Annotated in this window: 20 protein-coding genes; 11 read left to right on the plus strand and 9 right to left on the minus strand. The window is 71.5% G+C overall.

Annotated elements, in window-relative coordinates:
* Window positions 1-106: 106 nt before the first annotated feature.
* A complete protein-coding gene (locus LXT13_RS04080; protein ID WP_233370340.1) occupies window positions 107-1,345 on the plus strand; it encodes a response regulator in 1,239 nt (412 codons plus the stop codon).
* Here LXT13_RS04080 and LXT13_RS04085 read toward each other — a convergent pair.
* Window positions 1,342-4,026 (minus strand): sensor domain-containing protein, encoded by a 2,685-nt coding sequence (locus LXT13_RS04085; protein ID WP_233370341.1) that lies wholly within the window; start codon window positions 4,024-4,026, stop codon window positions 1,342-1,344. The two genes, LXT13_RS04080 and LXT13_RS04085, sit on opposite strands and share 4 nt — an antisense overlap.
* A gap of 296 nt (window positions 4,027-4,322) precedes the next feature.
* Between LXT13_RS04085 and LXT13_RS04090 the strand changes: the two genes are divergently transcribed.
* Genes LXT13_RS04090 through LXT13_RS04100 form a run of 3 tightly spaced genes read left to right on the plus strand, consistent with a single transcriptional unit; the run spans window position 4,323 to window position 6,103 of the window.
* Entirely contained in the window at window positions 4,323-4,757 is a 435-nt protein-coding gene (locus tag LXT13_RS04090) for a hypothetical protein (RefSeq protein WP_233370342.1), read from the plus strand.
* Window positions 4,754-5,635: a DUF2145 domain-containing protein gene (locus tag LXT13_RS04095; RefSeq protein ID WP_233370343.1), complete on the plus strand. Its 882-nt coding sequence runs from the start codon at window positions 4,754-4,756 to the stop codon at window positions 5,633-5,635. Before LXT13_RS04090 ends, LXT13_RS04095 begins: the two co-directional genes overlap by 4 nt.
* 9 nt (window positions 5,636-5,644) lie before the next feature.
* The gene (locus LXT13_RS04100) at window positions 5,645-6,103 is read left to right on the plus strand and encodes a DUF1801 domain-containing protein (protein ID WP_233370344.1); all 459 of its coding nucleotides are present in this window, start codon (window positions 5,645-5,647) and stop codon (window positions 6,101-6,103) included.
* A gap of 15 nt (window positions 6,104-6,118) precedes the next feature.
* On the opposite strand, the gene LXT13_RS04105 is transcribed toward LXT13_RS04100, so the two are convergent.
* Complete coding sequence (locus LXT13_RS04105; RefSeq protein ID WP_233370345.1) at window positions 6,119-6,820, minus strand: glutathione S-transferase N-terminal domain-containing protein; 702 nt, start codon at window positions 6,818-6,820, stop codon at window positions 6,119-6,121.
* 83 nt (window positions 6,821-6,903) lie between these two features.
* Complete coding sequence (locus LXT13_RS04110; RefSeq protein ID WP_233370346.1) at window positions 6,904-7,314, minus strand: OsmC family protein; 411 nt, start codon at window positions 7,312-7,314, stop codon at window positions 6,904-6,906.
* 77 nt (window positions 7,315-7,391) lie between these two features.
* On the opposite strand from LXT13_RS04110, the gene ubiA reads away from it, so the two are divergent.
* Together ubiA and LXT13_RS04120 are read left to right on the plus strand one after the other, a co-directional pair.
* Complete coding sequence (gene ubiA, locus LXT13_RS04115) at window positions 7,392-8,309, plus strand: 4-hydroxybenzoate octaprenyltransferase (RefSeq protein ID WP_233370347.1); 918 nt, start codon at window positions 7,392-7,394, stop codon at window positions 8,307-8,309.
* A gap of 89 nt (window positions 8,310-8,398) precedes the next feature.
* A complete protein-coding gene (locus LXT13_RS04120) occupies window positions 8,399-10,051 on the plus strand; it encodes a S41 family peptidase (RefSeq protein ID WP_233370348.1) in 1,653 nt (550 codons plus the stop codon).
* Here LXT13_RS04120 and LXT13_RS04125 read toward each other — a convergent pair.
* From LXT13_RS04125 to proC, 5 genes are all read right to left on the minus strand, one after another.
* Window positions 10,048-11,076: a Gfo/Idh/MocA family protein gene (locus LXT13_RS04125; protein WP_233370349.1), complete on the minus strand. Its 1,029-nt coding sequence runs from the start codon at window positions 11,074-11,076 to the stop codon at window positions 10,048-10,050. The two genes, LXT13_RS04120 and LXT13_RS04125, sit on opposite strands and share 4 nt — an antisense overlap.
* Window positions 11,069-12,214, minus strand: coding sequence for an HPP family protein (locus tag LXT13_RS04130; protein ID WP_233370350.1), 1,146 nt, complete (start codon window positions 12,212-12,214; stop codon window positions 11,069-11,071). Before LXT13_RS04130 ends, LXT13_RS04125 begins: the two co-directional genes overlap by 8 nt.
* Window positions 12,215-12,333: 119 nt before the next feature.
* Window positions 12,334-12,882, minus strand: a complete 549-nt coding sequence (locus LXT13_RS04135; RefSeq protein ID WP_233370351.1) for a hypothetical protein — start codon at window positions 12,880-12,882, stop codon at window positions 12,334-12,336.
* A 256-nt stretch (window positions 12,883-13,138) separates the two neighbouring features.
* Window positions 13,139-13,681, minus strand: coding sequence for a chorismate--pyruvate lyase family protein (locus tag LXT13_RS04140; RefSeq protein ID WP_233370352.1), 543 nt, complete (start codon window positions 13,679-13,681; stop codon window positions 13,139-13,141).
* Complete coding sequence (gene proC / locus LXT13_RS04145) at window positions 13,682-14,494, minus strand: pyrroline-5-carboxylate reductase (protein ID WP_233370353.1); 813 nt, start codon at window positions 14,492-14,494, stop codon at window positions 13,682-13,684.
* A gap of 146 nt (window positions 14,495-14,640) precedes the next feature.
* Between proC and LXT13_RS04150 the strand changes: the two genes are divergently transcribed.
* Window positions 14,641-15,312 carry a PEP-CTERM sorting domain-containing protein gene (locus LXT13_RS04150; RefSeq protein WP_233370354.1) on the plus strand — a complete coding sequence of 224 codons (672 nt, stop codon included), beginning with the start codon at window positions 14,641-14,643 and terminating at the stop codon, window positions 15,310-15,312.
* Window positions 15,313-15,365: 53 nt separating this feature from the next.
* On the plus strand, window positions 15,366-17,552 hold the full coding sequence (locus LXT13_RS04155; protein ID WP_233370355.1) for a phosphocholine-specific phospholipase C: 2,187 nt from the start codon (window positions 15,366-15,368) through the stop codon (window positions 17,550-17,552).
* A 26-nt stretch (window positions 17,553-17,578) separates the two neighbouring features.
* Here LXT13_RS04155 and LXT13_RS04160 read toward each other — a convergent pair whose 3' ends face one another.
* Window positions 17,579-18,031: a globin domain-containing protein gene (locus LXT13_RS04160; RefSeq protein WP_233370356.1), complete on the minus strand. Its 453-nt coding sequence runs from the start codon at window positions 18,029-18,031 to the stop codon at window positions 17,579-17,581.
* Between the two features lie 192 nt (window positions 18,032-18,223).
* On the opposite strand from LXT13_RS04160, the gene LXT13_RS04165 reads away from it, so the two are divergent.
* The 3 genes from LXT13_RS04165 (at window position 18,224) to LXT13_RS04175 (ending at window position 23,478) form a co-directional block, all read left to right on the plus strand.
* Window positions 18,224-21,238, plus strand: a complete 3,015-nt coding sequence (locus LXT13_RS04165; protein ID WP_233370357.1) for an ATP-binding protein — start codon at window positions 18,224-18,226, stop codon at window positions 21,236-21,238.
* A 151-nt stretch (window positions 21,239-21,389) separates the two neighbouring features.
* Window positions 21,390-22,718, plus strand: a complete 1,329-nt coding sequence (locus LXT13_RS04170; protein ID WP_233370358.1) for a Calx-beta domain-containing protein — start codon at window positions 21,390-21,392, stop codon at window positions 22,716-22,718.
* A 49-nt stretch (window positions 22,719-22,767) separates the two neighbouring features.
* Window positions 22,768-23,478, plus strand: coding sequence for a PEP-CTERM sorting domain-containing protein (locus tag LXT13_RS04175; RefSeq protein ID WP_233370359.1), 711 nt, complete (start codon window positions 22,768-22,770; stop codon window positions 23,476-23,478).
* The last annotated feature ends 2 nt before the right edge of the window (window positions 23,479-23,480 follow it).

Consider the following 23,480-nt stretch of genomic DNA (forward strand, 5'->3'; position numbering starts at 1 on the left):
ACTGCCGTTAAGCCGCCACGGCGCGCGCCAGCCCGGCCGGGGTTCGCTAAGCTGCCACGTTGGTGTCTGAAGATGCGGCCGGTGCGCCCCTAGCTTTTCTCTCGACATGAATGAGTTGTTGATCTGGATCCTGGCCGTCGCAGTCGCGGCGGGCGTCGTGTTGTTGCTGTGGCTGGGCCGGCGGCGCCAGCAGCGTGCCCGGGACGCCGCCGACCATCGTGAGGCGCAGCGGCTGGCGCTGGAAGAGGCCGAGCACATCGCCCGCGCCCAGCGCCTGGCCGCCGAGCGTGACCATGCCGGCGCGCCCGACGACCTGCACCTTGACGCCGCCACCCAAGCGCGCCGCATGGCCGAGGACGCCCGCCTGGCCGACGTGCAGACCGAACGCGAGGCCGACGACATTGCCCGCCGCGTGGCCGAGGCCGAGGCCGCCCGCCTGGCGCGCGGCGAGCCGGAGGCCCATGCGGCCGAGGTGGCGCGCCTGGCGCGTGAGCAGGCTGAGCGCGAGGCTGCTGAAGCGGCCGAAGCCGCCGCTGCGGCCCGCCGCGCCGAGGAGGCCGAGGCCGAACGTGCCGCTGCCGAAGCGCGTGCCCGCGAGGAGGCGGAACGCCTGGCCCGTGAACAGGCCGAACGAGAAGCCGCCGAGGCCGCCCGCCGGGCCGCCGAGGAAGCCGCCGAACGCGCCGCTGCTGAAGCTCGCGCCCGCGAGGAGGCGGAACGCCTGGCCCGTGAACAGGCCGAACACGAAGCCGCCGAGGCCGCCCGCCGGGCTGCCGAGGAAGCTGCCGAACGTGCCGCTGCCGAAGCCCGCGTCCGCGAGGAGGCGGAACGCCTAGCCCGCGAGCAGGCCGAACGAGAGGCTGCCGAAGCTGCCCGCCGTGCTGCCGAGGAAGCTGCTGCTGAAGCTCGCGCTCGCGAGGCGGCCGAGGCCGCTGCCGCGGCTGTTGCCACGCGGGAGCTGCGCGTCGACGAAACGCTCATCTTGGTGGCCGACGATTCCAAGATCGTGCGCGTCAAGCTCAGCCGCCTGCTGGCCGGCAAGGGCTACCGCGTGGAGCTGGCCGAAAGCGGCGAGCAGGCGCTGGAGCACCTGGCCGCCGAACGGCCGCACGTGCTGATCACCGACGTCGAGATGCCCGGCATCGACGGCTTCGAGTTGACGCGTCAGGTGCGTGCGGGCGCCGCCACGGCCACGCTGCCGGTGCTGATGATCACGTCGTCCGACGATAAGCAGGACAAGGCCGCCGCCGCGGGCGTCACGCAGCTGCTCGGCAAGCCGTTCTCGGAGGAGGCGCTGCTGGCCGCCATCGAGCGCGCCCGCGTGGCCGTGCGCGTGCCGGCCTAGCCGGGGCGCCCTGCCGCAGGCGGGTGGTGCGCCTTCGCGAAGCGGGCGAACTGCCCCGCCGTCAGCGGACGGCTGAACCAGTAACCCTGCATCTCGTCGCAGCCCTGCTCGCGCAGGAAGCGCGCCTGGGCCTGCGTCTCTACGCCTTCGGCGATGGTCTTCATGCCCAGGCTGCGAGCGAGGCTGATGATGGCCTTCACGATGGCCTGGTCCTCGCCGCTGTCGGGCAGGCTGCCCACGAACGAGCGGTCGATCTTGAGCCGGTCCACCTTGAACCGCTTCAGGTAGCTGAGCGATGAATAGCCGGTGCCGAAGTCGTCGATGGACATCCGCACGCCATGCGCATGCAGCTCGTTCATGACGGTCACGGCGGCGGCAGGGTCGTCGGACGCGACGCTTTCGGTGAGTTCGAGTTCCAGCAGCTCCGGCGCGATGCCGGCCTCGCCGACGATACGCGTGACGGTCTCGGTGAGGTTGGGCTGCCTGAACTGCACGGCCGACAGGTTCACGGCCAGCGTCAGCGGCGCCAGGCCGTCATCCAGCCAGGCGCGCATCTGCTGTGATGCGGTGCGTAGCACCCACTCGCCGATGGACGTGATGAGGCCGCTGCTCTCGGCGATGGCGATGAACTCGGCCGGCGACACGGTGCCGAGCTCGCGGTTGTGCCAGCGCAGCAGCGCCTCGGCGCCGACGATCTGCTGGCCGGTGCCATCGAACTGTGGCTGGTAGCGCAGGCTGAACTCGCTGTGTGCGAGCGCCTGCCGCAAGGCATTCTCCAGTTGCAGCATGCGCGCCGATTGCGCATGGATGTCGGCCGTGTGGAAGCGGAAGCGGTTGCGGCCGCCCTGCTTGGCGCGGTACATCGCTGCATCGGCGGCGCGGGCCAGGGCGCCGAAGTCCTCGCCGTCGACCGGGTACAGCGCGATGCCGATCGAAGGCGTGATGCTCAGCTCGTGGCGGTCGACACGGTAGGGCAGCGAGGCCAGCGCGAGCAGCTTCTGCGCCACGTGCGCCGCGCCCGGCGCGTCGGTGCCCGGCAGCAGCAGCACGAACTCGTCGCCGCCGCTGCGCGCCAAGGTGTCCTGCTCGCGCAGCGCCTGCTGGAAGCGCTCGGCCAGTGCCACCAGCAGGCCGTCGCCCACGGCATGGCCCAGCGAGTCGTTGATATGCTTGAAGTGGTCCAGGTCGATGAACATCAGCGCCAGCTGACCGTCGGACCGGTGGGCGATGCGCAGCTCGTGCGCTGCGCGCTCGACGAGCAGCGCCCGGTTGGGCAGGCCGGTCAGTGCGTCGAAGTGGGCCATGCGGCGCACGCGTTCCTCTGCGGCCTTGCGCTCGCTGATGTCGCTGAACGAGGCCACGTAGTTCATCGGCTGGCCGTCGGCGTCGTCGAGGCGGCTGACCGACATCGACAGCGGGTAGACGGTGCCGTCCTTGCGGCGACTCCAAATCTCACCGCGCCAGTGGCCGCTGGTCTCGACCGCCGCCCACATCGCTTCGTAGAAGGTCCGGTCTTGCCGGCCTGAGCTGAGCAGGCGTGGCGTCCTGCCGAGCACGTCGCTGTCGGCATAGCCGGTGATGGCTTCGAAGGCGTGGTTGACCTTGACGATGCGACGCCGGCTGTCGGTCACCATCAGGCCTTCGGCGCTCTGCTCCACGGCCCGGGCGATCAGCAGCTTCTCCGCCAGCGCCGTCCGCTCCGCGCTCTCGGCCTGCTTGCGTTCGCTGATGTTGATGTGCATGACGATCGCGCCGTCGACCGTGCCGCCGTCGGGACCCGACTTCAACGCCGCCACGGTCATGCGGAACCAGCGATCCTCGGTCGGCGAGTGGCAGGGGTATTCCAGCGCCGCCTCCGCCGATTGGCCGCTGAGCACCGAGCGGATGTGCTCGGCGGCGCTGGCGGCGTCATGGGCGTCCTGGCCTTCAGACACCCCGCCGCACAGGTCGGCATAGTTCTGGCCGATGCCGAAGTCGCCGCCCTGGTAGCCGTTGCTCTTTGCGAACTGCTTCCACGCCTCGTTGACCGACACGATGACGCCCCGGGTGTCGAGCAGCGCCACATGCGCAGGGATCGCCGCCAGCACTTCTTGCAGATGGTTTTCGGTGCGTTGCTGTCGCTCCCGCATGTCCTGCAAGGCGCTCTCGCGCTTCGCCAGCGCCGCGTCATGGCGCCGTTGCGGTGTCAGGTCCTTCACGACCAAGAAGGTGAGCTCCGGCGCACCAGGAAGTTGCAGCTGCCCCGTCGACAACCGGGTGGCCACGCGACGCCCGCCGGCGGTGAGCAGGTCGAGCTGCATGCGGCGTCGCAGGCCGCCCCGCGCGCCCAGCACCCTGGCGAGCCGAGGGTGCGCCTCGGGCGCGAAGCAGTCCTCGATGCGCCTGCCGATCGTCTCGTGCTGCGGTCGGCCCAACAGCGTAGCGAAGGCGCGGTTGGCATAGACCACCACACCGGCGCGCGACACCATCAAGGCACCTTCCGCGATCTCCTCGATCAGCAGTCGGCAGGCGTGGTCGACATGGCCGGCGGCGACCGACGGCTCCTGGCCCTCGCCAGCGGCCTGCGCATCCGCTTCGCAGCTGCAGACCGTCTGCCACCCGTCCTCTGCGTGGTTGAGCTGCAGTTGCAGCGCCGCCAGTTCTGCCGCCAGCTCGCCATGGTGCGCTTGCCGCGGCTCCATCACGCCCCCGCCGGGTGGGCGCAGTGACGCGGGCCTCGGTGCACAGCCTCTGGCGCGGGCATGGCGATGCCCTCAAGGCTGAAGCGGAGCGATGACAGTCCCATCCGTGCTCTCCCTGCAGGGCATCCGGTGTGTCGGTGCTTTTGTCGATCAGAAATGAGTATGCCCAGACGACATCTGTTCGTCAGCAGGGTTTTCAGTACCGATGACGGCCGGGGCGACGCGGCCGTCCGCGTGTCGTACCTGCCGCCATGACGCGTTATCGTTGACCTCTTCTTTCCCTCGCGAGCCCTTCGATGCGCCTCGTCCTTCTCGCCTCCCTGGTCCTGGCCGCCGCTGCTACCGCCCAGGCCGATTCCTTCGTCTCCTCCGCGGCCGGCGCCGGCTCGGCATCGTCGGGCAGCGTGTCCGACTCCTTTAAGGCCTCGTCGGGCAGCAGCGCTGGCGGCGACCGCCGTGCCGAGGGCCGCTACCGCGTCACCGAGGTGGCCCGGGCCGACGAACCCGGCAAGCTGCGCCTGACGCTCCGGCGTGACGGCGCCGAGCCCGTCGAACTGACGCTGCCGCAGCAGGCGCTGGCCGCCCGCGCCATCGACGTCGGCGACGACGTGCAGGCCACGCCGCAACCGTATGGCATCGCGTTCGCCCATGCCGACACCGGCCGCGCGTTCTACCTCGTGCTGGACGACACCTGGCATCGCGAACTGGCCGCGCGCGTCGTCACGCCTTGATCCGCCGGCTGCTGGCGGCCGCGCTGCTGGCGCTGGCCGGCGTGGCGCAGGCCGGCTCGCCGCCGCGCGGGTGTGACCGCCAGCTCGAGATCTCCGCGACGCAGCAGGACCAGCTGCTGCGCTTCGCTGCCGTCATCCGTAATGCGCTGGCGACTTCCGGCGCCGAGGCTGCGCTGATCGCCCGGTCGGGCACCGACCTGTCGCGCTTTGGCCTGCGCTTTTCGCATGCGGCCATTGCGCTCGCCGAGGGCCTGGACACGCCCTGGGCCGTGCGCCAGCTCTACTACGCCTGCGCCGAGCGCGCGCCGCGGCTCTACGACCAGGGCCTGGCCGGCTTCGTGACCGGCAGCGACGACGCCGACGTGGGCTATGTCAGCGTGCTGCTGCTGCCGCCCGAGGCTGCCGCGCCGCTGGCTGCCGCCGCGCGCGACAAGCGCCTCGCGCTGGGACTGCTAAACGCCCGCTACAGCGCCAACGCCTATCCGTTCAGCACCGATTACCAGAACTGCAACCAGTGGGTGGCCGAGCTGATTGCCGCCGCGGTGGGCGGCGCCACGTCGCGTGAGGCCGCCCAGGCCTGGCTGCGCCGCGAGGGCTATGCGCCGCAGCCGGTTCAGGCCTCGCCGTTGCTGATGGTGGCGGGCCGTTTCGTGCCGTGGCTTCATTTCAATGACCATCCCGTCGAGCAGCTCGATGCCGGGGCCGTCCAGACCAGCCTGCCCGCGAGCCTGGAGGCTTTCGCGCTGCAGCGCTGGCCGACGGCGCGGCGGCTGGAGTTCTGCCATGGGCCGCAGGGTGTGCTCAGCCGCGACGACGGCCAGCCACTTGCCGCAGGCTGCGTGTCACAGCCAGGTGATAGCGTCACGCGGCTGAACTGAGCTGCCGACGTGCCCACCGCTCCCACTGCCCGCCAGGTGGCCGATGCCATCGCCTGCTACACGCCCGACATCGCCGACGCGCTGACCGCCTGCCGGCGCAAGCTCTGCGCTCGCGTGCCGCGCGGCTACGAGCTGGTCTATGACAACTACAACGCGCTGGCCATCGGCTATGCGTGGGCGAATAAGGCGTCGGCCAGCCTTGTGTCCATCGCCGCTTACCCGCGCTGGGTGACGCTGTTCTTCCTGTACGGCAAGGGTCTGCCCGACCCGGACGGCTTGCTGGAAGGCGAGGGCGTGCGGGTGCGCAGCATCCGGCTGACCTCACCCGACGACCTCGACCGGCCGCCCGTGCAGCAACTGCTGACGCTGGCGCTGGCGGCGCACGAGGCGGACTTTGCCGCGGCGCCCCCGCTGACGACAGTGGTCAAGGCGGTCGCGGCCACGCGGCGCGACCGGCGGCCGCGCTGAAAGACGCTGGACGTCTCAGCCGCGCGCGGGGATCTTCAAGCCGCGCTGCACAGCCGGCCGCGCGACAAAGGCCTGCAGCACGCGGTCGACCTGCTTGAATTCGTCGAAGCCGACGAGCTCCCGCGCGCCGTAGAAGCCAATCAGGTTGTTGACCCAAGGGAAGGTCGCGATGTCGGCGATGCTGTAGTCGCCCGCCAGCCAGTCGCGGCCGGTGAGCTGCTGGTCCAGCACCTTCAGCAGCCGGCGTGTCTCGGCGACGTAGCGGTCGCGCGGGCGCTTGTCCTCAAAGTCCTTGCCGGCAAACTTGTGGAAGAAGCCGAGCTGGCCAAACATCGGCCCGACGCCGCCCATCTGGAACATCAGCCATTGCAGCACCTCATAGCGCCGGGCGATGTCGGCAGGCATCAGCTGGCCGGTCTTGCTGGCGAGGTAGACGAGGATGGCGCCGCTCTCGAACAGTGGCAGCGGCTGGCCGCCGGGGCCGTCCGGGTCCAGGATCGCGGGGATCTTGTTGTTCGGGTTCAGCGACAGGAACTCGGGTGTGAGCTGGTCGCTGTGGCCGAAATCCACCAGGTGCGGCTCGTACGGCAGGCCGGTCTCCTCCAGCGCGATCGACACCTTCACGCCGTTGGGCGTGGGCAGCGAGTAGAGCTGGAGGCGGTCCGGGTGCCGGGCGGGCCACTTCTTCGTGATGGGAAAGGCGCTCAGATCGGGCATGGCGGTCGGTGGCGGTCAGGGGAGCGGGTCACTGTAGTGGCCGGGCGCCCGGGTCGCTGGCGCAGGGGCTTGGGCGCTGCAGCTCAGGCGCGGGCCGCCCACGGCTCGCGCCGAACGGCCACGCCGGCGCGCAGCGTCGTCTGCACCTCGGCGACGACGTCGGTCTCGCGCAGCAATTGCTCGACCTGCGAGGCCGAGGCGGTCGACGTGATGCGAGCGCGGTAGCAGACATCGCGCGCCGCGAGTCCGATGCCGTCGAACCACGCGCTCGCCTCCACCTCCACCTCGGTGAGCTCGATCCGCAGCCGCGCCGCCTCGCGGTAGAGGTCGTTGCAGTAGCAGGTCGCCAGCGCCAGCATGAGGAACTCGCCGCCGTTGACCGACGAGCCGCCACCGGGCTTGCCGGCTACGGGCAGCGGTTGCCGGGTGCCGGCCGTGGCGACGTGGACAGCATGGTGGCCGGCGCTGTTATGGACTTGGGCCGAGATCTGCATGGTGATTCCCGCGGGGTGTTGGGCGTGCGAGGCCGACTATGCCGGCCCCCGCTCGCCACCGCGTGAAAATCCCTGTTATGACCCCCGCTGCTCCCGCCACTCCCGGCCCCGCGCAGCCCTCGCGGCTGGCGCTCTATCTGCAACTCATCCGCTGGGACCGCCCGTCCGGCTGGCTGCTGCTGCTGTGGCCGACGCTGTCGGCGCTGTGGATCGCGGCGGACGGCTGGCCAGGCTGGCACCTGCTCGTCGTCTTCACGCTCGGCACCGTGCTCATGCGCTCCGCCGGCTGCTGCGTCAACGACGTCGCTGACCGCGACTTCGACCGCCACGTCAAGCGCACCGCCGAGCGGCCGGTGACGACTGGCGCCGTGTCGGTGAAGGAGGCGCTGACGCTGGGGGCCGCACTGGCGCTGCTGTCGTTCGGCCTCGTGCTGACGACCAATCCGCCCGCCATCCTGCTGAGCTTCGCCGCGCTGGCCGTGGCCATTGCCTATCCGTTCGCCAAGCGCGTGCTGGCCATGCCGCAGGCGGTGCTGGGCGTCGCGTTCTCGTTCGGCATCCCGATGGCCTTCGCCGCGGCGCTGGGCGGCGTCGAGTGGAACCTGCGCGCCGTGCCGTTGTCGGCCTGGGCGCTGCTGGTGGCCAACCTGTTCTGGGTGCTTGCCTATGACACGGAGTACGCGATGGTGGACCGCGACGACGACCTGCGCATCGGCGTGCGCTCGTCGGCCATCGCGCTGGGCCGCTGGGACGTGGCCGGCATCATGGCCTTCTACGCGGCCTACCTCGCGCTGTGGGCGGGGTTGGGCTTGCGGCTGGGCCTGGGGCGCTGGTTCATGCTGGGCATCGCGGCAGCCGCCGCGCAGGCGCTGTGGCATTTCACGCTTATCCGCAGGCGCCGCCGGGCCGAGTGCTTCCGTGCCTTCCGGGCCAACCACTGGCTGGGATTTGCGGTATTTGTTGGCACGGTGGCCGACCTGGCGTTGCGCAGGTGAAAAGTAACGGGTCGTCCTGACGCCATGCCCGGTTCACCGCTGCATGAAATTGCGCTTACATTGCCCGCGGGTCCGTAGGGAGTGAAGTGATGAAGATGGTGATCCGCGGTGCTGGCATGCTGGCCGTGGCGATGAGTCTGGTGCTCGTGGGTTGCGGCGGTGGCGGTGGCTCCGCCGGAACGCCATCGCTGGGCGGGTCGTCGGGTTCGTCCGGATCTTCCGGCTCATCGGGCTCCAGCGGTTCTTCGGGTTCCAGCGGCTCGTCCGGCAGCGCCTCCGCCGACCCGGCCGGCCCGTCGGCCAGCTTCGCGCAGCAGTGCGCGGCCAACAACACGCTCGCTGCGGCCAACCTGCGCACGTCCACGCTTGACACCGAGAAGAAGTGGCTGCGCGCGTATTTCGACGAGGCCTACCTGTGGCGCGACGAGGTGCCGCGCGTGGATCCGAGCGGTGCCGGCTACAGCGGCAGCGATGTGTACGCGTCCATGGACAACTACTTCGAGGCGCTGAAGACGCCCAACCTGACCGACAGCGGCCAGCTTCGCGATCGCTTCAGCTTCACCTACGAGACGGCCAAGTGGAACGCGCTGGTCGAGAGCGCCGTCGAGGCTGGCTACGGCATCGAATGGAAGCTGACGAACGCCACGCCGCCGCGGCAGATCCGCATTGCCTATGTGGAGCCGGGCAGCCCGGCGGACCTGGCCGGGCTGATGCGCGGTGACGCCCTTGTCAGCGCCGACGGCACGAGCAGCGACGTGGCCGACAAGGCCGGTGTGGACGCGCTGAACGCGGCGCTGTTCCCGTCGACCCTGGCCGCGGCGCACAGCTTCGTCTTCACGCGTGCCGACGGGTCGACGGTCACGAAGAGCCTCACCAGCGCCAATGTCACGAAGACGCCCGTGCCGCTGACCCGCGTCGTCACGACGCCGGCCGGCAAGCGCGCGGGCTACCTGCTGTTCAACGACCACATCGCGCCGTCCGAAGCGCAGCTCATTTCGGCCGTGCAGGGCTTCCAGGACCAGGCCGTCACCGAGCTGGTGCTGGACCTGCGCTACAACGGCGGTGGCTATCTCTACATCGCCAGCGAACTGGCCACAATGATCGCCGGCACGGCGCGCACGTCCAACCAGGCCTTCGAGTCGCTGCGCTTCAATTCGAAACGCACCAGCGAAAACGAGACAACGCCGTTCTACACCTCGTCGTGCATCCGCATCAATGGCAACTGCACCAGCTCGCAGCCACTGCCCACGCTGAACCTCAGCCGCGTCTATGTCCTGGCGCAGTCGGGTACCTGCTCGGCCAGTGAGGCGGTCGTCAACGGCCTGCGCGGCGTGGGTGTGGACGTGGTGCTCATCGGCGGCAAGACCTGCGGCAAGCCCTATGGCTTCACAGCCAAGGACAACTGCGGCATCAGCTACTTCCCGATCGAGTTCGTCGGTGTCAATGCGCAGGGCTTCGGCGACTATTCCGACGGCTTCGAACCCAGCACCACGGGCACGGCCGGCACGCGCTTCGTCAAGGGCTGCACCGTGTCCGACGACACCGGCCATGCGCTGGGCGACCCGGCCGAGTCGATGCTTGCCTCCGCGCTGGGCTACATCGACGGCGGCAGCTGCCCCGTGCTGCCCAGCACCTCGGCAGCCACCGCCAAGGCGCAGAGCGCCGCGATGGGCGAGGGCGCTGCGGCGCTGGTGCTCAAGCGGCACCCGGGCCGCAGCAACGCCATCCGGCTGTTGCGCTAGCCCTTCTTGTTCACGCCGCCGGGGAAGCGCTCGCGGATCGCGTCCATCCAGCGCAGCAGTGCGAGCGTCTCGGCGTGCGGCATGCGCGGGCTCTCCTTCAGCCCGGAGCGGACGCAGGCCTGCGCCTCGGCGATCTCGCCCTCGAAGCCGTTGATGACGTAGGGCGCGTCCACGCGCTGCGGCGGGTCCTTGCGGTTGATCAGTTCGACCGCTTCCGCCCCCCAGAAGTCCATCGGGAAGCGAAGGCTCGCCTGCGCGCCGACGGCCTCGAAGGCATTGGCCGACATCGCGTCGAAGCCGCAGCGGAACTGCGAAGTGATGCCGTCGGGGAAATGCAGCGTCGCGCAGACCGATGCGTCCACGCCGGTGGGGGCCAGCGTGGCGGCCACGTCGATGGCGACCGGCTCGGGGCACTCGCCGTCGTTCATCTGCTGCAGCACCCAGCGCGTGACGGCGAGGTTGTAGACGCCGATGTCCCACAGGGAGCCGCCGGCCAGCGCCGGGTTCCAGCAGCGGTGGCTCAGGTCGGCCGGGCCGGTGAAGCAGAAGCTCGACACCATCGCGCGCAGCTCGCCGATGGCACCCTCGCGCAGCCAGCGGCCGGCCACCTCGTAGGCTGGCAGGAAGCGTGTCCACATCGCCTCCATCAGGAAGACGCCGCGCGCCTTCGCCAGGTCGATGAGTTCCTGGCCCAGTTCCAGCGACGTGACGAGCGGCTTTTCGCACAGCACCGGCTTGCCCGCTGCCAGCGCGGCGCGGATGTATTCGGCGTGATGTGAATGCGGCGTGGCGATGTAGACCGCGTCCACGGACGGGTCGGCCAGCAGGTCGGCGAGGTCGGTTGTCACGCGCGCTGCGGCGCTGCTGCCTTGCCATTGCGCGGCAAAAGCCTCGCCCTTGGCCGCATCGCGCGCGAACACGGCGGCCAGCCGTGCGCCGGGTACGGCCGGCAGCGCGCTGGCGAATCGGTTGGCGATGCCGCCGGGGCCGATGACGCCCCAGTTGAAGGTGGTGGAGTCAGTCATGGGTACTCAGCGCTTTCACGAGGTCGGACTGGGTGAGGATGCCGACGAGCCGGGCCTGCTCGCCGACTATGGGAATGTGGTGGTGGCCGGTGGCCGAGAACAGCGGCACCAGCTCGGCAATCGGCCGGTCGGCGCTGGCCACGCGCACTTGGCGACTCATGATCTGGCCGACGACTTCGGGCTTGGCGGAGTGCGTCGTGGGCGACGCCTTGAGCAGCGTCTGCAGCCGGCCGGCCAGGCCCTCGCGCTGCTCGCCGGCCGCTGTTCGGATGAAGTCGGCCCGCGTGACGATGCCGACGATACGGCGCACCCGGTCCACGACCGGCAGCGCCTTGATGCGGTGTTGCTGCAACAGCGCCCACGCTTCGGCCAGTGGCGTGCCGAACTCCACGGTGATGACCGGCGCCGACATGATGTCCGCGCAGCGCAGCCCGCGAAGGCGGTTGCGGTAGCTGAGCAGCTCGGCCTCGTGCAGCAGTTCGGCCAGGTCGTCGCGCGGCACGTCCAGCACCTGGTTGTAGCGGGCCAGCACGGCGTCCAGCTCGGCATCGCCGAAGCGTGGCGGCGCCAGCTGCGCGCCCTGCGATGGCGTGGGCGCGAGCTGTGCGTGCGGATAGCGGCGCCCGGTCGCCGTGTTGTAGGCCATGCCGGCCAGGACCAGCAGCACCGAGTTCAGCGCCACCGGCTCCAGCGCGAAGGACCAGTCGTGCGTGGCCGTCAGCACCATCAGCAGGCTGGCCGCGCCGCCGGGCGGGTGCAGGCAGCGCAGCAGGAACATGAGCCCGATGGCCAGCGCCACCGCGATGGCGGCAGTGGGCAGCGGCGCCAGCGGCAGCAGCTTCATGCAGGCGATGCCCACGAGGGCCGACACCGTGTTGCCGCCGACGACGGCCCACGGCTGCGCAAGCGGGCTGGCCGGCACGCCGAACACCAGCACCGCGCTGGCGCCCAGCGGCGCGACGAGCCACGGCAGCATCGCCGGCATGACGCTGCGGCTCAGCAGGCCGGCCAGCAGCAGCCCGATGCCGGCGCCCAGCACGACACGCAGACGCTCGCGTGCATTGACCGCCTGCGGCGCCGGCCGCAATGCGTTCAGCAGGGCAAGCACACGGGCGGGCAGGGGTGCGGCAGTGGACATGGGCGGCGGCTGGGCGGGAAAGCCAAGGGCGCCGATTGTGTCTGCCGCCGGCGCGCGCGCCGGTTCATCCGGGTTTCAATGGCCCGCGATGGCACGGGCCACCCGTGAAATGACCCGAGTCAGCCCTTGCCGAGCAGGCTGCCCATCGTGGCCTTGAGCACCTGGGCCTGGGCGCGGCGCTCCTTCGTCGCGGCGCGCTGGTAGGCGGTTTCGGCCTTCTCGCGCAGTGCGACTGCGCGTTGCAGCGCCTCCTGGTAGCGCTCGACCGTGTAGGTGTTCTCGGTGCCGATGTAGACGCTGCGCGCCAACGGCGTGTCGCCGAAGCGCGGCAGCGTCACGGCGAAGCTGCAATCCCGCACGCGGCTGCCGGCGCGCTGGCGCACGATCGGGCCGGAGATGCCGGAGGGCAGGTCGCTCTGCTTCTTGCGGCTAGGCGTGCGGCGCAGGCGCGACGGCGCCGGCATCGTCGCGATGCGTTTGAGCAGTTCCTTGGTGGCCAGCGCCAGCGCGCGCCGGGCGCCGCTGCCGTCCTGGCTGTGGTCGGAGAACAGCTTGGTGCCCCCATAGCGCAGCTGCCAACCATGGGTGGACAGATGGTCGATGCGCTGGATGCACTGCGGCACGATGAAGTGCTCGCCGGTGAAGATGACCACGTCACGGGTCTTCATGTTTGTCGCCCTCAAAGTTCTGCCCGCCTGCACGTGCCAGACGGGTCGTTCTAACGCCCCTCTAATACGGCGTAGTTTATGGGCGAGCCGCTAATTTATGAGAGCTAAAGAACACCTTTAACGTGGGGGTTCAGCTTGGCGACAGCTAGGCGTGGTGGCGCTTCAAGCAAGGGATTTCCCATAGTCGAAGCGAGGCTTCGTGACCGCCTGGGGTGGTGAATGCGACCGTTCGTCGGGCGTGGGTCACCCGGCGGCACTAATGCTTCGGTCGGCCGGGCCGTTGCCGCACCAGTTCGGGGGCGAACAGCTCCATGACGCGCAGCAGAGCGCCACCACGGCTGAAGACCGAGTGGCGCGACCACAGCATCTGCGGCGACATTGCCTGGCCGGTGGCTGCCTGCCATTGCCGCGCGGCGTGCCGGCGCGTGTGGCCGTGTCGCGACAGTCGCCGCGGCTGCAGCTCGCTGCGGCGGATGCGGTCGTCGTCATACAACAGGTGGGCCAGCGGCCGGCTGCCCAGGCCCTTCAGCGCGCGCCACGGGCCGGTGGTGGCGCGCTGGTGGACGGCCGAGCGCGCCCATACCAGCGGTTGGCCGTCGACCCGCAGGATGACCTCGCGCACGACGGTCAGGCCACGCGGTGGCAGGCCCAGCGCCGCGCGCTCCAGCGCGCGGAACGGCGCCACGCCCTGGCGCAGCACCTGCACGTCAAAGCACTGGCCCAGCCGCGCGAGCCGCCGGCTCAGCGAGCCCGGGGCCTGCAGCCAGTCGCGCAGGCTGTCGCGTGTCGCGATACCCATTCAGCCGAATTCGCGTCCGAGTTCCGCGGCCCGCTTCTGCGCGGCCAGCACAGCACGGCGGATCGCCGCGTCGACGGCGTCGTTTTGCAGCGACGTGATGGCCGCGTACGTCGTGCCGCCCTTGCTCGTCACGCGCTCGCGCAGCGTCGTGGGCGACTCGTCCGACGCCAGGCCCAGCGCCGCGGCGCCCGAGCAGGTGGCCAGCGCCAGGCGGCGGCCTTGGTCGGCCGTCAGGCCCATGTCCACCGCCGCGGTCATCATCGCCTCGACGAAGAAGAAGAAATAGGCCGGGCCCGAGCCCGACAGCGCCGTCACCGCGTCCAGGTCGTCCTCGCGCGCGACCCACAGCGTCTGGCCGGTGGGGGCCAGCAGCCGCTCGACGGCAGCGCGCCCGTCGGCCGACACGGCCGGCCGCGCATACAGCCCAGCGATGCCCTGGCCGATCAGCGCCGGCGTGTTGGGCATGCTGCGCACGACGCGCTGGCTGCCTGTCGCGGCCACCAGCGCGTCGGTGCGGATGCCGGCCATCACCGACAGCTGCAGCGCGCTGCCCACCCAGGCCTTCAGCGGTGCCGCGGCCTCGGCGAACAGCTGCGGCTTGACGGCCCACACGACGGTGCTGGCGTCGGCCAGCGTCGCGTCGCCGGCCGGCAGCGCCGCGATGCCGAACTCGCCGGCCAGCTTCTCGCGCTGCGGTGCCTGCGGTTCGACGACGCGCAGCTGCGCCGGTGCGAGGCCGGCGCGCAGCAGGCCGCCCAGGATGGCGCTGGCCATGTTGCCGCCGCCGATAAACGCCAGGACTTCGGATGTCATGGGCCACAAGTCTATGCGCGGCCCATCGGCCGCTCGCGGTCAGGCCACCCATGGTCCGTTTGCCGCGGCGGCGCTTCATGGCCCGGACACCGGCCATGCCGAGCATGCAAAGCCTGGCATGTCGCCCGGCCCCCCACCTTCACCCCATGTCTCCTCGCCTCCTGCTCGCCACGTTGTCCCTGCTGCTGGCCATGACCACGGCCTCGGTCGCCGCACCGCTCGGCGTCAACCTCATCGTCAACGGCGATGCCGAGTCGGGCATCGCCGGCTGGCAGCCGTTCAGCGGCGTCGCGGCGCTGAACACGGCCGCTTACGCGCCGCCCGTCTTCCTGTACCCGGATGCGCCGCACGGCAGCCAGATGTTCGTCGGCAGCGTCGACGGGCTGGCGGCCGGCTGGCAGCTCGTGGACTTGGCCGGCCAGGCCCAGGCCATCGACGCCGGTCGCGTCAGCTTCAACCTGGCCGCCTATCTGGGCGGCGTTGGCGACCAGGAAGACAACCCGCTGCTGTACGTGTCCTTCCTGGACGGTGCGGGTGTGGAGATCGGCCACACCGAGCTGGGCCCGATCTTCCTGGACCTTCGCGACAACCTGACGGTGCTGGGCGGCTTCCGTACCGAGGGCACGTTGCCCGACGGCACGCGGCAGCTGCAGTTCACGCTGTCGATGGATGCGCCGGACGGCGACAGCACCGGCGCATTCGCGGACAACCTGAGCTTCACGCTGGCCGCCGCCGCGGCCGTCCCCGAGCCGCAGACCTGGGCCCTGCTGCCGCTGGCGCTGGCCGGCCTGGCGCTGTCCCGCCGTCGCGGTCGTTGAAACACCAAGCTGTTCCCGCCCCCCGCCCCCTCCCGATTCGCCCAAGAGACGTCATGACCTCCTCCTCCCGCCGCACCTTCCTGCAATCGGTGGCCGCCGCCGGCACGCTAGGCGCTTTTCCTCCCGTCATCCAGCGCGCGCTGGCCGCGCCGGCCAAGGTTGTCACGGGCACGATCAAGGACGTGCAGCACGTCGTCATCCTGACGCAAGAGAACCGCTCCTTCGACCACTACTTCGGCACGCTGGCCGGCGTGCGCGGCTTCGGCGACCCGTTCCCGCTGCCGGTGGTGGACCGCCCGGGCCTGATCCAGGGCCGCAGCGTCTGGGTGCAGCCGACCGAGCCCACCAACGCCACGTCCAACCCCGCCGTGCCGGGTCGCACGCAGCCCAAGATCCTCGCGCCGTTCCGTCTCAACACGAAGCTCAACTTCAACCTGATGCGCGTGGACGGCACGCCGCACGGCTGGGGCGACAGGCACTGGGACCAGGGCCGCATGAACTGGTGGCCGCTGACCAAGCACAACCACTCGATGGGCTACTACGGCGCGGAAGACATCCCGTTCCAGTTCGCGCTCGCCAACGCGTTCACGATCTGCGACGCCTACCACTGCTCGCTGGCCGGCTCGACCAACCCCAACCGCCTGTTCATCTGGACCGGCACCAACGACCCGCTCGGCCGCAGCGGCGGCCCGGCCGTCAGCAACCGCAACGACTGGTTCGACAACCTGCCCGACTACACCTGGACGACCTACGCCGAGCGCCTGCAGGCCGCCGGCATCTCCTGGCAGGTCTACCAGAACATGGACGACAACTTCACCGACAACCCGCTGGCGGGCTTCCGGCCCTTCCGCGACGGCTGGTTCAATCGGGCCGGCGCGTCCGCGGCGCTGAAGGCGCGCGGCATCACGACGCGCGACCTCGACCTGCTGCGGCAGGACGTCGTCAACGGCACGCTGCCGCAGGTGTCGTGGATCGTCGCCAACGAGGAAGGCTCTGAGCACCCCGGCCCGTCCAGCCCCGCGCAGGGCGCCGACTACACCGCCCGCGTGCTGGAAGCGCTGACGGCCAACCCCGAGGTCTGGGCCAGCACCGTGCTGCTCGTCAACTTCGACGAGAACGACGGCTTCTTCGACCACGTGCCGCCACCGGCCGCGCCGTCGGTCGTCCGCTGGAGCGACGACCCGGCCCAGCGCCAGCTGGCCGGTGCCTCCACGGTGGACACTAGCGGCGAATACCACGAGGTGGAGAACCCGCTCAGTCCTGCGCCCGACACGCTGCACTGGCCCTACGGTCTCGGCCCGCGCGTGCCGATGTACGTTGTCTCGCCGTTCAGCAAGGGCGGCTGGGTCAACTCGCAGGTGTTCGACCACACGTCGGTGCTGCGCTTCCTGGAGCAGCGCTTCGGCGTCATGGAGCCCAACATCTCGCCGTGGCGGCGCGCCGTCTGTGGCGATCTGACCAGCGCATTCAACTTCGCCAACCCGAACCACAGCACCGACTTCCTGCGCCAGCTGCCCGACACCCGCACGCTGGCCGACAGGACGCGCGCACTGGGCAACCCCACCAAGCCGCGCCCCACGCTCCCCGCCACGCTGAGCCTGCCGGTGCAGGCCAGCGGCGTGCGGCCGTCGTCCGCGCTGCCGTACGAGCTGGCGGCCACGGCCAGCGTCGCGGCCAGTAGGGTCACGGTTGCGTTCGTCAACACCGGCAGTGCTGCCGCGGTGTTCCACGTGTATGACCGGCTGCGCCTGGCCGACGTGCCGCGCCGCTACACGGTGGAGCCGGGCAAGCAGCTGCAGGGCCAGTGGCTCCCCGACGGCCGCGGCGCCTACGACCTGTGGATCCTTGGACCCAACGGCTTCCATCGCCATATCACCGGCAACGCCGGGCTGCTGGCAATGGCCGGGGCTGCCAACCCCGAGGTGCAGGTCAGCGCCGACCGCAGCAGCGGCGACCTGCTCGTCAAGCTGCTCAACGGTGGCGGCGCGGCCTGCGAGTTCCAGCTGGCGGCAAATCGCTACGGCAGCGGCCAGCCCGGGCGCTACACCGTCGTCGCGCGCGGCGAGCAGGCGCTGCGCCTGCCACTGGCCGCCAGCGGCCGCTGGTACGACTTCAGCGTCACGGCCACCGGGCTGGCCGGCTTCAGCCGCCGTTTCGCTGGTCGCGTGGAGACGGGCGCGCCGTCCATCAGCGACCCCGCCATGGGCGGCCAGGCGCTGGCGGACCAGTGGGTCGTCTGACGGTGGGTGCCGCCGCAGCCGGCACGCTAGGCGACACGGCCATGCCATGACCAACGAGGCACCCGGAGGTCCGGAGGTACATCGCTCGCCGAGTGCGGATAGGCAGCCATGCGCTCGGTGGTGGCCCACACGAAGTAGCCGAGCAAACACTGCCGTAGCTCGGCGTCTTCGATGACCGCATCTTGCAGGGCCGTTTTGAAGCACTGGATGGCTCGTTGATCCATTTCCTCGTGCTCGCCGTTCCCGCTGTGCATGCGAACGACAGCTGATTCCGTCCCGAACACGCCGGTGTACATGGGCGGGCCACCCCAGGCTTCGCTCCAGTAAGCCGCCAACCGTTCCGTGTGCCGGGGATGGAAGCCGTGGCTGAACGCGTGTGAAACGACGTCATCTGCCAGCACGCGCTCGTGCCACGCGTGAGCCAGGCGAAGCACGCCATCGTGACCACCCATCGCTTCGAACAGTGTTGGCTTGGTCATGATGCTGGTTCCCTGTTCATGCGCCCGGTGCGGCACGGGCCACGAGGCGTCGTTGAATCGACGTGAAAAGCGGCACTCGTCTGCGTGACTCTGCCAGCCGACTGAAGCCGGCGCAACGTTGCAAACCTCCCCACAACGGCCTGGCTATCCAGTCCGCGCCGCGTGGGCCGCTGGGCGACACTGCCCGACGCCATGCTTCGCCTGCTCACTCCCCCCGCCTGGGCGCCCGACGGCGTGCCCGCCCGGCCGCTGCCCGCCACCGTGCCGGCGGCGCTGCTGGTGGTGCTGACCACGCAGCCGGCCGGCCTGCCGCGTGATCGGCTGGCGGCGCTGTTCTGGCCCGACGCCAGTGCCACCGACGCGCTGCATCACCTGCGCGTCAACCTGCACCGGGCGCGGGCGCTGCTGCGCGGCTGGGGCGTGGCCGAGGCCTTGCAGACGGACGGCCCGCGCGTGCGGCTGAGCCTGCCGTGCGATCTCGCCGGCGGTGCGCCGGCCGACGCGCCGCCGCTGGACCCCGCGGACTGGCCGCCGGCCTGGCGGCTGGCGGGCTACGACGGCTTCACGCAGTGGTGCCGCGACACCGCGCTGGCGCTGCACCGCAGCTGGCTGCGCGAGCGCCGGCAGGCACTGGCCCCGGGCGATGCCGGCGCTGCGCCTGCGCCGCCGGCCCGCGAGACCGAGCACCGCGAGCTGCGCCACAGCGGCGCGCCGGCGCTGCTGCTGCTGGGCGAACCCGGCGCCGGCAAGACGACGCTGCTGCAAGCCGCCTTTCCGCACGCGCCGGTGCTCCGCGGCCTGGAGGGCCTGCACGGGATGCCCTACCGCCCGCTGCTGGACGCGCTGCGTGGCCGCATGCCCGCGCTGCAGGCCGCGCTGGACGACGGCGACGGCCCGCTGCGCCCGTACCGGCTGGACCTGGCGCGGCTGCTGCCCGAGCTGGCGCCCGATGAGCCGCTGCCGCCGCTGGATGCGCTCACGGCCCAGGCCCGGCTGGTGGAGGCGCTCACCCGCGCCTTCGAGGCGCTGACGCCCGTGCTGCTGGTGGACGACCTGCAGTGGTGCGACACCGCCACCGTGGAGTGGCTGCTGCTGCTGGCCCATGGCGACCGCCTGCGCTGGCGCGCCGCGGCCCGCCGCCACGAGATGGGGGCCGGGCTGCATCAGGCGCTGCAGCCGCTCAGCACCGTGGGCCGGCTGCAGACGCTGGACCTGGCCGCGCTGACGCGGGCCGACCTCCCGGCCGTCTGCCGCGCGCGCTGGCCTGACAGTGAGTTCGGCGACGCGCAGCTCGACCGCCTGCACACCCTCAGCGCCGGCAACCCGTTTGCGCTGGGCGAGCTGGTCGCGGCCGGCGCACCTGCCGTCGCCGGCAGCGACGCGTTGCCCGAGCGCGTGCGCCAGATGGTGCAGCGCCGGCTGCAGGCGCTGCCGGCCTTGGCCCGCAAGGTGGTGGAGGCGGCGGCCGTGTTTGTGCAGCCCGTGCCCGAAGACGGCCTGCACCGCCTGCTGGGCCTGCCCGATGGTGAGGCAGGCGATGCCGACTGGGCCGCCGCGCGCGACCAGGCGCTGGCCGCCGGCATGCTGCGGGTCCAGGAGCCGGGGCTCACCTGCTCGCATGACCTCATCCGCGAGGCCACGGCAGCCGACCTCGCCGGCCCGCGCCGCGCGGCCCTGCACCGCCATGCCGCGCTGTGGCTGGCCGGCCAGCCCTGGGCCGACGCGATGGCCATTGCCGAGCACTGGCGCGCCGCCGGCGAGCCGCAGACGGCACTGGCCTGGCGCCATGAAGGCGCCGAGCAGTTGAAGGCGCGCGGCCGCTACGACGAGGCCTGCGCCGTCTGGCGCGAGGTGGCCGACGAGTCGCTGGACCTGGCCCAGTCGCTGCGCGCGCGACTGGAGCTGGCCGCCTGCGACCTGCTGGAGGACCTCGCCCGCGGCGAGGCCGCGCTGGCCGCCATCCACGCCCAGCTTGCCGGCGTGGCCGACCCCGAGCAGCACCGCCTCATCGAGGGCCGGCTGCGCGCGGCGTTGGTGGACAACCGTGTCTTCGCCGGTGACCTGCCCGCCGCCATGGCCCATGCCACGCGGCTGCGCGAGCTGCTGCCCGAGCTGCCGCAGGCCGAGCGCGTGCACGCCTACGAGGTGCTCATCGAGCTCGCGATGCGCGAGCCCGACATTCCGGGGGCGTGGGCGCTGCTGGCCAGGCTGCGCGAGGCCGCGCCGCGGCTGCCGGCGGTGCTGAGCTTCGAGGGCCAGATCCACTGGTTCGGCGGCCAGGTGCAGGCCGCGCACGACGCGCTGGCCCGGCTGCTGGAGCGCCACCCGGACTACTGCCGCGGCCTCACGGTGGAGAACGATCTCGCCGTCATGCTGCACGCGCTGGGCGACCTGCCCGCCGCGGAGGACATGGCGCGCCGCAGCCTGCGCAGCTGGGCCGGCGTCATCCACACCGAGACGCTGTCCAGCCTCGCGCTGGGCAGCGTGCTGACGTCCGCTGGCCGGCACGACGAGGCAGACGCCGCGCTGCGGCAGGCGCTGGACATGGCGCGTGCGCAGTCCAGCGGGCTGTTCGAGGCCGAGGCACGCGTGCGGCTGGCGCGTCTGCGCCTGCAATGCGGCCATGCAGACGAAGCCGCCACGCTGCTGGATGCCGCCGCGCCGCTGCTGCGCGACGCCCGCGAGCCGCTGCGCGTGTCCAACTGGGTGTTGATGTCGACCCTCACCGCCACGGCCCTGGGCGGCAGGCCGGCGCCGGAGCAGCTGGCCCGCCTGCGCGAGGCCAGCGCGCGGCTGCAGCATCCCCTGGTGCAGGCCCGCGAAGCCCGCGTGGACGTGGAGCTGGCTCTCGCCGACGGCGACGGCCCTGCCGCGCTGGCCGCGACCGAGCGCCAGGCCGCTGTGGCACGCGGCCATGGCCTGCAGGAATGGGCGCTGGAGGCGGCGCTGATGGCGCTGCGCGCCCGGGCGCTGATGGGCCAGCCCGACGCTGCGCTGCGTCCGCTGGCCGCCGACACCCAGGCGCAGGCCGCCGCCCGCGGTTATGCCGAGCTGCACTGGCGCGCCAGCGCCTGGCTGGCGGCCCGGGCAGGCACCCCCGCCGACGCCCGCCGCGCACGCGCAGCGCTGGCCGTGCTGCGCGGCGGTGCGCGCCCGTCGCTGTTCGACGCTGCGGCAGCGGCCCGGCGCGAGCCCCGCTGGGGCTGAAGCGCCCGGCTGTCCCCGGCGTCGGCTCCCGCGTTTCCGGGGGGGGTGCCGGCCTGCGCCACGACGGCCCGGAGACGCCGCTGAGACGGGCGGCCGCCACGATGGCCGAGGCCGTCGTACCAGGCGGTATCACCCCTCAGCGGAGCAGAACATGTCGATCTCCCTACCCGGCGCCCTATGGGCGCGTCGTCTGCTGGCCGCGTTGGCTGGCGCATTGCTGTTGCCTGCCGCGTGGGCACAGCAGCACATCGTCATCGAGAACCTGGCCACACTCGAAGGCCCGGCGGGCGAACGAGTCATCGAGCTGCCCATCGGCTACACCGACGGCATCGCCGCCGGCGCGGTGGACTTCGACCGCACGGCCCGGGCCCGCCAGACCATCCGGCTGCGCGCCCGCACGATCGTTGCCGAGGGCGCCGACTTCGCGCCGGCCACCGCCGGCAGCAGCTGCACCGCGGGGGTGGACTACATCGCCTTCGCCGGGCGCGACATCACCATCCCCCAAGGCACGCCCTGGGGGGCGGTGAAGGTGCCGGTCACCGTTTGCGGCGACGCGCGGGTGGAGGCCACGGAGCATCTGTTCGTCGCGCTCGAGTGCCTGTCGGGCGCGCTCTGTACCGAACGATCGGTGGGCATCGTGACGCTGCGCAACGACGACGGCCCGCCGGCCGTCAGCGTCGGCGACATCTCGCTCAGCGAGCCGTCCAGTGGCACGCGCGAAGCGACGTTCACCCTACGGCTGAGCCATCCCGCGCCGGTCGAGGCCTCGCTGCGCTACCAGACGGAGGACGGCTCGGCCGTCGCGTTCGCCTGCCGCACCACCGGCACGCTGGTCCTGTGCAGCGGCGACTATCACGCGCGCAGCGGCACGCTGACGCTGCCTGTGGGCGCCACGGAGGCCACCATCACCGTGCGTGTGCTGGCGGACCGCGTGCGCGAGGAGGACGAGCGCTTCCGGCTGCGGCTGTCGGCACCCGTCAACGCGACACTGAGCCGCGCGCTCGCCCTGGCCACCGTACGCGACCTGACGCTGGAGCCGCTGGTGGGCAGCTTCCTGTTGAGCGCCGACGGCCCGTCCCCGGCTCCGTCGCCGCAGGCCCGCACGCTGAACCTGGAATGGGCGCCGCCCGCTGGCCTGAGCGCTTCGTCGTTGCGCACGCTGGACCTGCGCCTGCAGGGCCTGGGCGGTGGCGGCGAATTCTTGCGCTGGCATCGCGACGGCAACCGCTGGGCGGCATGCCGCCACAGCCACGGCACGCCGGGGGCAGACAGCACCCGCCGCCTGACCCGGCTGGATGCCGTCTGCCGGCCCGCGCCCGAGCTGGCCGCGGCCCGCGTCCGCCAGGCCGATGGCCGCCTGCTTGTCACGCTGCCGCTGCCTGCCGCCGCGAAGCCTGCCGGCTACGCCGTCGACATCGGCACCGCCGACGACTTCGGCAACGAGACGGCCCTCGTCCACGCGGGCGAGTTCACGCCCTGACACCCCCGTTCCCATCCACCTGCACATCCCCGCACCCAGGAGTTCCCCGATGTCCCGCCTGCCTTCCCTCGGCCTGCTGACCGCCGCCGCACTGGCCGCTTCGCTACCGGCCCATGCCGCTACGCCGGTGTTCTTCACGCCGGCCATGCCCTACCTCTCCAGCGCCGACATCCCGGCCGGTTTTTACGTCGGTGGCGCACCCACGCTGCTGGACACGCTGGAGGACGGCGCGTTGGACGCGTCGCTGACGGGCACCAACGGTGTGCTGCTGGACGTCGGCTTTGCCGGCGCGCGGGACTCGGTGGACGCCGACGACGGCGTCATCGACGGCACCTGCGCGCCGCAGACGGCCGGCCGGTGCGTGAGCTGGTTCAACGGCAACGGCCCTCAGGGCGTCACGTTCACTTTCGTCGGCAGCGGCCCGCTGCCCACTGCCTTCGGCCTGGTGTGGACCGATGGCGGCGGCCACATCACCTTCAGTGCGATGGGCGCCGGCGGCCAGAGCCTCGGCAGCGTCACGCGCAGCGGCTTTGCCGATGCCAGCATCGATGGCACCACCGGCGAAGACCGCTTCTTCGGCGTGCAGTTCGCCGGCGGCGTGCGCTCAATCACCATCACCAACGATGGCGGCGGCATCGAGATCGACCACCTCCAGTACGGCCAGATGGCGCCGGTGCCCGAGCCGGGCACCTGGGCGCTGATGGCCGCCGGCTTCGCCGGCCTGGCCTGGCGGCGCGTCCGTGCGGCCCGCAGGGGTTGACC

Origin of the sequence: Pelomonas cellulosilytica, from assembly GCF_021353265.1 — a bacterium.
Classification (GTDB): Bacteria; Pseudomonadota; Gammaproteobacteria; order Burkholderiales; family Burkholderiaceae_C; genus Pelomonas; species Pelomonas cellulosilytica.

Excerpts from the sequence above, each read along its gene's own strand:
- LXT13_RS04110 (WP_233370346.1), bottom strand. The coding sequence starts at position 7,314 with ATGCAGATCTCGGCCCAAGTCCATAACAGCGCCGGCCACCATGCTGTC.
- ubiA (WP_233370347.1), top strand. The coding sequence starts at position 7,392 with ATGACCCCCGCTGCTCCCGCCACTCCCGGCCCCGCGCAGCCCTCGCGG.
- LXT13_RS04165 (WP_233370357.1), top strand. The coding sequence starts at position 18,224 with ATGCTTCGCCTGCTCACTCCCCCCGCCTGGGCGCCCGACGGCGTGCCC.
- LXT13_RS04125 (WP_233370349.1), bottom strand. The coding sequence starts at position 11,076 with ATGACTGACTCCACCACCTTCAACTGGGGCGTCATCGGCCCCGGCGGC.
- LXT13_RS04140 (WP_233370352.1), bottom strand. The coding sequence starts at position 13,681 with ATGGGTATCGCGACACGCGACAGCCTGCGCGACTGGCTGCAGGCCCCG.
- LXT13_RS04150 (WP_233370354.1), top strand. The coding sequence starts at position 14,641 with ATGTCTCCTCGCCTCCTGCTCGCCACGTTGTCCCTGCTGCTGGCCATG.
- LXT13_RS04130 (WP_233370350.1), bottom strand. The coding sequence starts at position 12,214 with ATGTCCACTGCCGCACCCCTGCCCGCCCGTGTGCTTGCCCTGCTGAAC.
- proC (WP_233370353.1), bottom strand. The coding sequence starts at position 14,494 with ATGACATCCGAAGTCCTGGCGTTTATCGGCGGCGGCAACATGGCCAGC.
- LXT13_RS04155 (WP_233370355.1), top strand. The coding sequence starts at position 15,366 with ATGACCTCCTCCTCCCGCCGCACCTTCCTGCAATCGGTGGCCGCCGCC.
- LXT13_RS04105 (WP_233370345.1), bottom strand. The coding sequence starts at position 6,820 with ATGCCCGATCTGAGCGCCTTTCCCATCACGAAGAAGTGGCCCGCCCGG.
- LXT13_RS04135 (WP_233370351.1), bottom strand. The coding sequence starts at position 12,882 with ATGAAGACCCGTGACGTGGTCATCTTCACCGGCGAGCACTTCATCGTG.
- LXT13_RS04120 (WP_233370348.1), top strand. The coding sequence starts at position 8,399 with ATGAAGATGGTGATCCGCGGTGCTGGCATGCTGGCCGTGGCGATGAGT.
- LXT13_RS04170 (WP_233370358.1), top strand. The coding sequence starts at position 21,390 with ATGTCGATCTCCCTACCCGGCGCCCTATGGGCGCGTCGTCTGCTGGCC.
- LXT13_RS04080 (WP_233370340.1), top strand. The coding sequence starts at position 107 with ATGAATGAGTTGTTGATCTGGATCCTGGCCGTCGCAGTCGCGGCGGGC.
- LXT13_RS04175 (WP_233370359.1), top strand. The coding sequence starts at position 22,768 with ATGTCCCGCCTGCCTTCCCTCGGCCTGCTGACCGCCGCCGCACTGGCC.
- LXT13_RS04090 (WP_233370342.1), top strand. The coding sequence starts at position 4,323 with ATGCGCCTCGTCCTTCTCGCCTCCCTGGTCCTGGCCGCCGCTGCTACC.
- LXT13_RS04085 (WP_233370341.1), bottom strand. The coding sequence starts at position 4,026 with ATGGAGCCGCGGCAAGCGCACCATGGCGAGCTGGCGGCAGAACTGGCG.
- LXT13_RS04160 (WP_233370356.1), bottom strand. The coding sequence starts at position 18,031 with ATGACCAAGCCAACACTGTTCGAAGCGATGGGTGGTCACGATGGCGTG.